We start from the raw sequence: 11,469 nt of genomic DNA, 5'->3' as shown, positions 1-11,469 counted from the left end.
CATAACCCGAAGGTCGTCGGTTCAAATCCGGCCCCCGCAACCAATACTTCTGCAGTTGTTTTACAGAAGTCACAATGTGAAAAAAGTATGATACGGACGCGGGGTGGAGCAGCCTGGTAGCTCGTCGGGCTCATAACCCGAAGGTCGTCGGTTCAAATCCGGCCCCCGCAACCAATCATTTAAACACCTGAAAGGGTGTTTTTTTGTTTCTGACGTTCCCAAAAGCCGCTTCAGCCTCTCTCTGCCCTGAAAAGCGCGCGGATAGCCCGGCTACCCGCACTCCTTTACCGATGGGCCAGTGCCGCCCCACTCTCCACATACGCTTTGATGCCGTTCAGAATCGCCTCTGCCACCTGATGCTGGTAACGGGTGGTTCGCAACTTGCGCTCCTCCTCCACATTACTGATAAACGCCGTCTCGACCAGAATTGACGGGATATCAGGGGCTTTCAGCACCGCAAATCCGGCCTGATCCACGGTGCGTTTGTGCAGATGGTTGATGCGCCCCATGCGATGCAGCACCTCTTTGCCGAATTTAAGGCTGTCATGAATCGTCTGACGCTGCACCATATCGAACATGGTGTGATCGAGATAGCGGTCACCGCTTTTGCTGACGCCGCCAATCAGGTCTGATTCATTCTGAGTCTGAGCCAGGAAACGAGCCGCCGCCGAAGTGGCACCGCTGGTTGATAAGGCAAACACTGAAGAGCCGCGTGCCGCGCGGCTGGTAAAGGCATCCGCATGGATCGACACAAAGAGGTCGGCACGCTGTTTACGGGCTTTGGCAACCCTGACGCGCAGCGGAATAAAGACATCTTCATTGCGCGTCATATAGGCTTTCATATTGGACTCTTTATCGATCAGCGCTTTGAGTCGCCGTCCAATCTTCAGCACAATATCTTTCTCGCGAGTCTTATATTTGCCGTGCGCGCCCGGATCTTCCCCGCCGTGACCGGGATCGATCATGATAATGATTGGACGATCGCGCCCCGCTTTGCCGGGTAAGGGCGCCTGCACCCCTTCATCTTTCTCCAGATCGCCCTGGTTATAATCTTTCAGCAGAGCCAGCAGTGGATCATCCTCAACCTGGTTCTGGCTCGGATAGAGATCGACCACCAGCCGGTGATTGATCCCGGCGACCGGCGAGAGATTAAAGATCTTCGGCGCGACGTTGCGCTTTAATTCCAGTACCACGCGCACTGTGTTGCTGTCGAACTGGCCCACACGTGCATTTTTAATAAAGGGATCGTCGACCCGAACCTGCTTATCTACCCCTTTCAGAACCGGATTGAGATGTAGGCCCTGAATATCAATCACCAGGCGTTCGGGATTGCTCAGCGCAAACTGCTTGTACTTCAGCGCAACATTGGACTCCAGCGTCATCCGCGAGTAGGTCGATGAGGGCCAGATACGCACCGCCACAATGTGGTTCTTCGCCGCCAACCCTGTCCGGCTGACGCTTAACAGCAGTAAGGCGCCCGTCCCCTGTAAAAATCGTCTGCGTGAAAAATGGGAATTAACGTCTGACATGCCGCTCCAGCTGCTGTGTAATGTCTAAAAAAGCGCCAGTTACTAAAATGGCGGCGAAAACTTTATCCAATCCGCAGCATGATGTCACCCCGGAAACCCTAAATAATGCAGGCTGTTAGCGGCTTTGACACCCAGAAAAACGTAAATTTTCGTCAGGATTAAGACTTGCAAAACCGGGCGTAAAAGCATAAAAATACAAAAAATACGAATAAACATTCACTGAGGGTTGGCCGTGAAGGAACGTAGTACCGAACTGGTTCAGGGTTTTCGCCATACCGTTCCCTATATCAATGCCCACCGGGGTAAAACCTTTGTCATCATGCTGGGTGGCGAAGCGATTGAGCATGAGAACTTCTCTGGCATCGTTAATGATATCGGCCTGCTGCACAGCCTGGGCATTCGCCTCGTCGTGGTGTATGGCGCACGACCGCAGATTGATGCCAGCCTGGCTCAGCAGCAGCTGGAGCCGGTTTACCATAAGTTTACCCGGGTCACCGACGCGCAATCGCTGGAGTTAGTGAAGCAGGCCGCTGGCCGACTGCAGTTAGATATCACGGCCCGCCTCTCAATGAGTCTCAACAACACGCCGCTGCAGGGCGCGCATATCAACGTGGTCAGCGGCAACTTCATTATTTCACAGCCGCTGGGCGTGGATGATGGCGTGGATTACTGTCACAGCGGCCGTATCCGTCGTATTGATGAAGAGGCCATTCATCGTCAGCTGGATAACGATGCGATTGTGCTGATGGGCCCGGTTGCGGTTTCAGTTACCGGCGAAAGCTTTAACCTGACCTCGGAAGAAGTGGCTACCCAGCTGGCGATTAAACTCAAAGCGGAGAAAATGATCGGCTTCTGCTCTGAGCAGGGCGTGCTGAACAGCGAGGGTGAAATCATCTCCGAGCTCTTCCCGAATGATGCGCAGGCCCGTATCGATGAGATTGAAAAGGAAGGCGATTATCTTTCCGGGACCGTTCGCTTCCTGCGTGGGGCGGTGAAAGCCTGCCGCAGTGGTGTTCGCCGCAGCCATTTAATCAGTTATCAGGAAGATGGCGCGCTGTTGCAGGAGCTCTTCTCACGCGACGGTATCGGTACCCAGATCGTTATGGAGTCGGCAGAGCAGATCCGTCGCGCCAATATCAATGATATCGGCGGCATCCTCGAACTGATCCGTCCGCTGGAGCAGCAGGGTATTCTGGTGCGTCGCTCGCGCGAGCAGCTGGAAATGGAAATTGATAAGTTCACCATCATTCAGCGCGATAATCTGACCATCGCCTGTGCAGCACTCTATCCGTTTATGGATGAGAAGATTGGCGAAATGGCCTGTGTGGCGGTTCATCCTGACTATCGCAGCTCTTCACGCGGTGAGATGTTGCTGCAACGCGTGGCACTTCAGGCACGCCAGATGGGGCTGGAAAAACTGTTTGTGTTAACCACCCGCAGCATCCACTGGTTCCAGGAACGCGGCTTTACGCCGGTAGATATTGAGTCCCTGCCCGAGAGTAAGAAAGAGATGTATAACTATCAGCGCCGTTCAAAAGTGTTGATGGCCGATCTCACCTGATTCAATCCGTAAGGGACAGGCACCCCCCGCGTGGTCTGTCCCCTCTCTTCTCAGCCAGATTCCCCCAGTCGCTCCACCAGACCGCTGCGTCGCTGCGTTTGCAGCTGCACGGCACGCTGAAATACGCCGGGTTCGCTGTAGATGGTCAGTTGCCGCCGTGCACGTGTAATCGCGGTATAGACCAGTTCACGGGTCAGCACCGGCAGAAACTGCGTGGGCATCACCAGCGCGGTATGATCAAACTCCGAGCCCTGTGATTTGTGCACCGTCATCGCCCAGGCCGTTTCATGTGAGGGTAACCGGCTCGGCTGAATCGCCTTGATCGATCCATCCGGCAGCGGGAAAAAGACCTTCAGGTTGCCCTCTTCATCCCGCATCGTCATGCCGATATCGCCATTAAACAGGCCGAGCGCGCTGTCATTTCGGGTGATCATCACCGGACGCCCTTCATACCAGCGGCTGCCCATGCCAGGACGACGGATGCGTTGCAGCTGCATCAGTCGCTGCTCAATACGCTGGTTCAGACCCTGCACGCCAAATGGCCCGTCACGTAATGCACACAGCAGCTGATAACGGCCAAAAGCGGCAATCACTTCTGCGGGCGACGACTGCTGTCTGATCAACTGCAGGAAGGGCTGATAACCCTGGGCTACCTCATCCAGCATCGCCTGATAAGCGTCAGCGCTGTTCAGCGGCTGGTAACTGATATCCTCATAAGCCGCAGCAAACACCGCCCTGACCTGCTCTGCATCGCCACGATTGATCGCTTTTGCCAGCTGGCCGATGCCTGATGAGTCATCAAAACGATAACTCTTCTGCAGCAGACAGATACTGTCGCGGACTGCGGGTGCCTGCACATCGTCACTGCCCTGCAGTGTGCAGCCGGTCAGCAGCGCGAGCTGTTCAGCCCGTGCCAGGCTGTAGCCGCTTTCGGTGCAGCGGCAGATGTCGCCCAGCACCGCACCGGCTTCGACCGAGGCCAGCTGATCGCGATCGCCCAGAAACACGACGCGGGCATGGGCAGGCAGCGCGGCGATCAGTTTTGCCATCATTGAGAGATCGACCATCGACGCTTCATCAACCACCAGCACATCAAGGTGCAGTGGGTTACCGGCATGGTAGCGCAGCCGCTGAGTGTCGGGCTGTGCGCCCAGCAGGCGATGCAGCGTGGTGGCTTCGGCAGGAAAACGCCGGCGTTCTTCGTCGCTGACCGCCAGTTCCTGCAGTGCACTGCCCAGTGACTCGGTCAGTCGCGCGGCGGCTTTGCCGGTCGGTGCCGCCAGCTGAATCCGCAGTGCACCGGGATTCAGGCGAATCAGGGCAGCGAGGAGTTTCGCCACTGTGGTGGTTTTACCGGTACCCGGCCCGCCGGAAATAACCGCAGTCTTGCGGGTCAGCGCCACGGCCGCCGCAATTTTCTGCCAGTTCTCCGGCTGGTCGTCAAACAGGCTGTTCAGCACGTCGCCTGCAGCATGCATATCAAACGCAGTTTTCACTTCCTGCGCAGCGAAGAAGTCGGCGACCCGGCCTTCGCTTTGCCACAGCCGATGCAGATATAAACGCTGATTACTCAGCACCAGCGGCGTAACCAGGCTGCCATCACTCACAGCCGACCAGTCAGCAAAGCGTGCTGTCCAGTCTTCCGGCGCACCAGCGGCGTGCCAGATCGCCTGAGCCAGCGCAGGCTGGCGACCAGCGAACAGATTCGCTTCGCAAAGGTTGCTCAGCGGTAAACAGACGTGCCCCTCACCCGCGTCAGCGCTGACGCAGGCCGCAGCGAGCAGCAGCCCAGGCTGTGATTCCGGGGCCACCAGTTGGGCAAACTGTATATCCAGCGGTCGCAGGAGACGCTTCTCTACCGCCTGCAGCAGCAGACTCAGCATGTCACTCATAACATCTCCCCGGTTTCACCAAACAGTGCATCAATTTCTTCCACAAAGGCTTCAGCAGGTCGGGTGGCGAAAATGCCGTTGTCCGGCGAGCTGCCATCCATCCCGCGCAAAAACAGATAAAACACCCCACCAAAGTGACGCTGATAGTCGTAGTCCGGCAGGCGATGCTGCAGATAGCGATGCAGCGCCAGCGTATAGAGCTGATATTGCAGATCGTAGCGGTGGCCAATCATCGCCTGCGCCATCGCCTCTGGCGTGTAAGCGGCGTGGCTATCCCCCAGCCAGTTCGATTTGTAGTCGAGCAGATAATATTTTCCCTGCCAGCGGAAGACCAGATCGATAAAGCCCTTCAGCATGCCCCGCACCTGACGAAAATCCAGGGGGGCGGCCTGCTGAGAGAGGCTGTCGTGCCGGCGCAGCAGAGCGTCAAGATCCGCCGCAGTCAGCAGATTGTTGATCGGCAGATAGAACTCCATCTCAATCAGGCGTTCGCTGCTTTTTATCGCCGACAGCGTCAGCCCCTCAGCATTGAGCGGCGTATGTAAGACCCGGTCAATCCACTGTTCCAGAACCGGCAACCAGCTCAGCGGATAGCCATTATGCTGCAGCTGATCTTCCAGCCAGACGCTGTCCGGCGGTTCGGTAAAGTCGATCGACTCAAACAGACCATGCAAAAACGTACCGGGTGCCGCTCCGCGCGGAAAGTGGTGGGGTGTCAATGCAGCCTCTTCACCCTTCTCTTCTTCGCCCGCGGCATCAATATCAAAGTTGGGCATCGCATCCAGCAGCGGCGAGCTGTGATGCTGTTGCAGGCCTGAATAACTGGTTACCCGCCAGACGTCAGCCAGCGAGCGCGTAATGTCGCGGCTGCTTAAAACCTCATCGCCCTGCTGCGCATCCTGCCACATCTCTCCTGGCAGCAGAGCCTCTTCAACCAGCGCAATCCCTTCACCGGTTAACGCATTCAGTCGCTGAGTGAGCTGCTGCGCATCCGCCGCCTCGCCCTGCTGCACCAGGTAGCCCAGTGCGCTCCTGTGCAGATCGCTTTCGCCCTCTTTTTTGCGGGTGCCTTTGATCAGTGGCGCAATGCCGACGCTGCAGTGATAGACCGAACGGGTCAGCGCCACGTAGAGCAGACGCAGATCCTCCGCCAGGCGCTCCTCTTCGGCCAGCGCCAGACTTTGTGCATCACCCTGCACATCCAGCAGTGCCGTGAACGTGTCGCGATCGTGATAAAGCGCGCTGGCCGCCTCGCGGAACCCGGCAGCAAATGGCAGCCAGACCAGCGGATATTGCAGTCCTTTCGATTTATGGATGGTGATGATCTGCACCAGATGGCGGTCGCTTTCCAGACGCAGCTGCTGGCTGGAGGCCTGGCTGTTTGGCCGGGCAATCTGCTGCGCCAGGAAGCGCACCAGGGCGTGCGGACTCTCCAGCTGCACCGAAGCCTCCTGCAGCAGTTCACCCAGATGCATCAGGTCAGTCAGGCGACGTTCACCGTTCTCCGAGGCCAGCATATTCTCCGCCAGTTGCCGCCTGATCATCACATCACGCAGCATCGGTAACACGCCGCGCTGATGCCACAGCTGCTGCCAGACGGCAAACTGCTCCACCAGCGCATCCCACTCACGTTCATTCTGTGTCAGCGCGTCGAGCGTTGCTGCATCAATAGCAAAGATTGAGGTCGCCAGCGCGCTGCGCAGCAGACGTTCCTGCTCAGGTGCCTGTATCGCCTGCAGTAACCAGAGCAGTTCGCGCGCTTCCGGCGTGGTGTAGACACTGTCCCGGCTGGAGAGATAGACCGAAGGAATCGACAGCGCATTCAGCGCGTCGCGGATTAAACCGGCCTCATTACGACTGCGCACCAGCACGGTGATATCGGAAGCCCGCACCGGCTGCAGCGCCTCGCCTTTGCCCAGGCGGGCGCGCCCCTGCTGTCCGGCCACCAGCCAGCAGCTGATATCGGCCGCACACTGCTGTGCCATAAACTGCTGGTAATCGCTGTTACCCACGCCCTCGCCAGGCTGCAGCCAGAACCGTAACGCCGGTTGCTGCTGCTCGTCAAAAATCAGTTTCAGCGACTGATTGGGCGCAGCAGGCTTAACTGGCTGAAAGGGGATCGCCGAGAACAAAAAAGGCGAATCGAGCTGAGAAAAGAGGCGGTTGACGCTCCCGACCATCTCAGGTGATGAACGCCAGTTGGTATCGAGCGTGTAGTGAGCGCTGACTTCGTTTCTGGCCCGCAGATAGGTAAAAATATCCGCACCGCGAAACGCATAGATCGCCTGCTTAGGATCGCCGATCAGAAACAGTGCCTGTTCAGGCTGATTAATATAGAGCGTGCGGAAGATGCGGTACTGCTGCGGATCGGTATCCTGGAATTCATCAATAAGGGCCACCGGGTAACGCGCCCGGATGGTTTCTGCCAGCAAAACGCCACCTGGCTGCTGCAGCGCTTCATCCAGTTTACTGAGCAGATCGTCGAAGCCTAACAGCGCACGTAACCGTTTCTCGCGCTGCACCGTGGCGCGCACATCGGTCAGCGCCTGCGCAATGATGACATCCCGCAGCGACAGCGGTTCTGCCAGAAACTGATCGATCGCCTCAAACAGCGAATGACGCGGCGCTTCACCCTTTTTAGTTTTCTCCTCCAGCACCTGCTGTCCAAAGCGCTCCAGCTCTTTGGGCAGCTGATAATCCAGCGTGTCACTGCTGGCCCACTGCGTGACGCGGGCGACCCAGTTGGGCAGATGTTTACTGCTGTAGCTGCGCTTATCAACGCCAGATGCAGTGATAATGCCCTCAACATCGGCGCTGAGCGCCTGCCACTGCTGCTTGATGGCCTCGATGCGCGCCAGATTGCGTGCGTGGCGTGATGCCAGCGTCTCATCGGCGGCAGGCGGACGTTTCAGCCCCGGCGACTCCCCCTGTAGCCAGGGGCGCAGCGTGGCCAGCAGACTGTCCGGCCCGCTCCACTCTGCGGCGATGACCCGCGCCACATCCAGACTCAGTGGATAGCACTGACGACGCCAGAAATCGGCGGCCGACTGCTTCAGCAGCGCCTGCTCATCTTCAATCAACTCCTGCTCGAACAGCATACCCGACTCAAAGGCATTGAGATTCAGCATCCGCTGACAGAAGCCGTGAATGGTAAAAATGGCCGCTTCATCCATCTGCCGCTCGGCAGCCAGCAGCTGCGCGGCGGCCTGACTCAGATCCGGCATCTGCTCCAGCAGTAACTGGTGCATCGGATTGCTGCTTTTGCCGCGGATACAGGCCAGACGTAGCTGATGAATATTCTCGCGGATGCGCCCGCGCAATTCGGCGGTCGCGGCCTCGGTAAAGGTCACGACTAAAATTTCTTCGACAGAGAGCGGCCGGCTGTAGGCGTTTTCACCGCCCAGCCCCAGCAGCAGGCGCAGATAGAGCAGACCAATGGTAAAGGTTTTTCCGGTGCCCGCTGACGCCTCAATCAGCCGCTCGCCTTTGAGCGGCAGCGTTAAAGGATTCAGCGATACGGGAGGTAACTGCGTCATTGGATCTCACTCTTTACCGGCAGCGACTGCTGCAGTTGTGCCACTTCACTCCAGGTTTTCCAGCCAGGCTGACGAGCAAACTCAACTTTGCCATTGCCGGTGCCCGCAATCTGCGAAGTCATCACCATGCCCTTATGTTCGATCACGGCCTGCCGGAAAAAGTCTGCCAGGCTGGCCGGGGTTAACCGCTGAACCTGCTCTGTCATTTTTTGCCGGGTATCAAATTGATCATTCTGCCGATCAAAGTCGCGGCTAAAGCGATCCGCTTCCTCAAAGAGCGTCTGAGGACGCTGCTGCAAATCATTGATCATCGCCTGCTGATACTGGGCAAAGTCTGCCTGGCTCATACTACGCAGACGTTTTTCCGCCTGCGGGTAGAAGGCCTGATAGCGCTGCAACAGCCAGCCCGGTTGTTTGCTGTTACTTTGCAGCAGGAAGCCGATTCCCCACTGGCGACCCACTGGCATCTGGAAGGCAAAAACCGCGTAGCCGAGCTGCTCTTTAGTGCGTAACTGATTGTAGAACCACGGCTGCACAATCTGGCTCAGCATGGAGCTGTGCGCCATGCTCTGATATTCACTGTATCCCAGTGGAACATAGAGCGCGGCAAGGGCGGAGTCGGTGCTGCTGCCTTTTTGTTGCAGGTTGGCTTTCAGCGGTTTTTTAATCGAGACATACTGACTATGCCAGTCGCGGGTCGAATGACTCTGCATCTGCTGTTTGAGCTCATGCCCCAGCTGCGTCACGCTGTCAGCACTGAGGTTGCCCACTACCAGCATCTCCGGCGTCGCGTCGCGGAACAGCGTATCGCGATAGTCAGTGACATCCTTAAGTGAGAGTGTGCTTACCAGCTTGCGGCGAGCCTCGCGCTGGGTATATGGCAGCTGCGACAGCAGTTGCATTGGCTGAATCGCCTGTTCAAACGCTTTGCCCTTTTCCGCCGCGTCCAGCCGCTCCAGATACCAGGATTTCGCCTGCTCCAGCTGCTGTTCTGTCGGCTGGAAAGTGGCGTAACCTTCCACCAGTTTCTTCAGCAGGGTCGGCAGACGCTGAGTGAAGCCGTTGGCGCTGAATACCAGCCCTTCATCTTCACCCGTTGAGAAGCTGATGCCGCCCACTGAAGCCTGTGAATTAAGCTCGTCCAGCGCCAGGCTGGAAAGGTAGTCATTCAGGCCAAACAGCACCTGCTGACGGGCATCACTGATGGTGTGCTTATTGCGTAACGCCAGGGTGATCGCCGCTTTTGGCTCGCTGGCGTAATAACGACTGGGCATCCAGTAAATACGCATATCATCCTGGTTATCCAGTCTCACCGGATGCTGATACGTTTTGCCGTCTGACGGTAACAGGGTGAAGTCGTCCGGGATATAGGGGTTTAGCACGGGCATCGCCAGCGTAATCTGGCTGGCGCGCTGCTGCCAGTCTGCAAAGGTTTGTGGAGTGATCTTCTCAACCTGATAAGGCGCATCCACAAAATAGGCTTTTTTGTTGTGCGGCTCCTGCGGACTGATGTACCAGATACGCGCATGCTGCGGGGTCATCTCTTTCAGCCGGGCATTAATCGCGGCGGCATCGTACTGATCCGCCAGATAAGGTGCATCCAGCGTATGTTCAACCGGTACGCGCAGCATGGTGTCGGCCAGCCATTCAATGTAATCCATATCGCGGGTAATTGAGGGATAGCGGAAGTCGAGCGCCAGCACATGCGAAACTTCATCGAAATAGCGCTTATCATCCCCCTGCTGACGCAGAAGATTGATGTAGCTGAATATCGCCGCCACGACCTGGTCGCGCTGCGCCAGACCTTTATCAGTCAGTGACGCGGTAATCGCAAACACGCCGCTGTTACGCTCGGTCATCGGGTCAGCGCCCGCATTCACCCCGTCGGCCAGCCCCTGTTTTTGCAACCAGTCAGTCAGCGTGTTTTTGCTGCGGTTACTGATTAAATAGCTGATCAGCGTGTCGGTTTTACTGCGGAACCGATCGCTGTTGTTGGCAATGCGGAATTCAATTTTGAGCTGCTTGCGCGGCTGGGCCGGAACGTAATGGATGATGATGCCCTGCTGCGCATCGGTCACCACCGGCACCGTAATCTCCGGCACGCTGGCGTCATGATTTTGCACCCGGCCAAAGGTTTTAGCCGCAATCGACGCCATCTCCGGCAGCGGTTTGTTGCTGTAGATCACCGCTTTCATCAGATTGGCGGAGTAATGCGTATGATAAAAGTCCTGCAGCGCCTGGTGCAGTTTGCTGCCTGGCTTATCTTTCAGGGTCTCAAGATTGCCGCCCGAAAAACGTGACGCCGGATGCGCCGGGTTCAGGGTTTCTGCGCCGACCTGGGCCATACGCAGGCCATCGCGCGAGCGCGCCATGGTCAGCTCGGCATTCACGGCGTGGCGCTCGCGGTCAGCGTTAACCGGATCCAGCAGCGGCTCAGCCACCGCATCCGCCAGGCGATCAACCGCCGGTTCCAGCGCGTCATTTTCCACTTCCAGATAAAAGGCGGTGCGGTAAGAGGCTGTGCTGGCGTTGTGGCTGCCGCCATGCTTTTTCAGGAATTCGGCCAGGTTATCGGGCTGCGGGTAGTGCTTTGAACCCATCAGCACCATATGCTCAAGGTAGTGCGCCAGTCCCGCCTGCTGATCGGGATCGTCCAGCGATCCTATCGGCAGCGTCAGCGCCGCCAGCGATTTCGGTGCCACAGGATCGGAAACCAGTAACACCGTCATCCCATTATCGAGCCGGATAGCCTGATAGTGGCGGGGATCCTGTTCACTTTTGCGAATGGTGTCGTTAACCGGCTGCCAGCCTGATGATGCCTGCTCCTGCGCCTGCGCTGTGCAAGCCATCAGGCTTAACATTAGCGCCGCTATCCAGCGTGCGTGTACCCGCATGTAAACCCCTCTCGTTTCCCGATAAACCGCCAATGTCGGACGCGGCGGCTCAAAGCA

Annotated in this window: 5 protein-coding genes and 1 tRNA gene; 2 read left to right on the top strand and 4 right to left on the bottom strand. The window is 57.4% G+C overall.

Going from position 1 to position 11,469, the window contains the following annotated elements; genetic code table 11:
• The first annotated feature begins 97 nt into the window (after positions 1 to 97).
• Positions 98 to 174: transfer RNA gene (locus ACK13D_RS09180), tRNA-Met, on the top strand.
• 110 nt (positions 175 to 284) lie between these two features.
• Here ACK13D_RS09180 and amiC read toward each other — a convergent pair.
• Positions 285 to 1,529 (bottom strand): N-acetylmuramoyl-L-alanine amidase AmiC, encoded by a 1,245-nt coding sequence (gene amiC / locus ACK13D_RS09175; protein ID WP_010248623.1) that lies wholly within the window; start codon positions 1,527 to 1,529, stop codon positions 285 to 287.
• Between the two features lie 232 nt (positions 1,530 to 1,761).
• Between amiC and argA the strand changes: the two genes are divergently transcribed.
• On the top strand, positions 1,762 to 3,090 hold the full coding sequence (gene argA / locus ACK13D_RS09170) for an amino-acid N-acetyltransferase (RefSeq protein ID WP_010248624.1): 1,329 nt from the start codon (positions 1,762 to 1,764) through the stop codon (positions 3,088 to 3,090).
• 50 nt (positions 3,091 to 3,140) lie between these two features.
• Here argA and recD read toward each other — a convergent pair whose 3' ends face one another.
• From recD to ptrA, 3 genes are read right to left on the bottom strand one after another with little or no spacing between them, the layout of a single operon-like run.
• Entirely contained in the window at positions 3,141 to 4,982 is a 1,842-nt protein-coding gene (gene recD / locus ACK13D_RS09165; RefSeq protein ID WP_010671032.1) for an exodeoxyribonuclease V subunit alpha, read from the bottom strand.
• The gene (recB, locus tag ACK13D_RS09160; RefSeq protein ID WP_418796211.1) at positions 4,979 to 8,518 is read right to left on the bottom strand and encodes an exodeoxyribonuclease V subunit beta; all 3,540 of its coding nucleotides are present in this window, start codon (positions 8,516 to 8,518) and stop codon (positions 4,979 to 4,981) included. Before recB ends, recD begins: the two co-directional genes overlap by 4 nt.
• Positions 8,515 to 11,412: a pitrilysin gene (gene ptrA / locus ACK13D_RS09155; RefSeq protein WP_418796209.1), complete on the bottom strand. Its 2,898-nt coding sequence runs from the start codon at positions 11,410 to 11,412 to the stop codon at positions 8,515 to 8,517. The genes recB and ptrA overlap by 4 nt, the downstream gene beginning before the upstream one ends.
• Positions 11,413 to 11,469: the final 57 nt, after the last annotated feature.

This window comes from Pantoea sp. K16, assembly GCF_048452805.1.
GTDB lineage: Bacteria > Pseudomonadota > Gammaproteobacteria > Enterobacterales > Enterobacteriaceae > Pantoea > Pantoea agglomerans.
This window is presented reverse-complemented; position numbering and strand designations above follow the sequence as displayed.

Excerpts from the sequence above, each read along its gene's own strand:
- recB (WP_418796211.1), bottom strand. The coding sequence starts at position 8,518 with ATGACGCAGTTACCTCCCGTATCGCTGAATCCTTTAACGCTGCCGCTC.
- amiC (WP_010248623.1), bottom strand. The coding sequence starts at position 1,529 with ATGTCAGACGTTAATTCCCATTTTTCACGCAGACGATTTTTACAGGGG.
- ptrA (WP_418796209.1), bottom strand. The coding sequence starts at position 11,412 with ATGCGGGTACACGCACGCTGGATAGCGGCGCTAATGTTAAGCCTGATG.
- recD (WP_010671032.1), bottom strand. The coding sequence starts at position 4,982 with ATGAGTGACATGCTGAGTCTGCTGCTGCAGGCGGTAGAGAAGCGTCTC.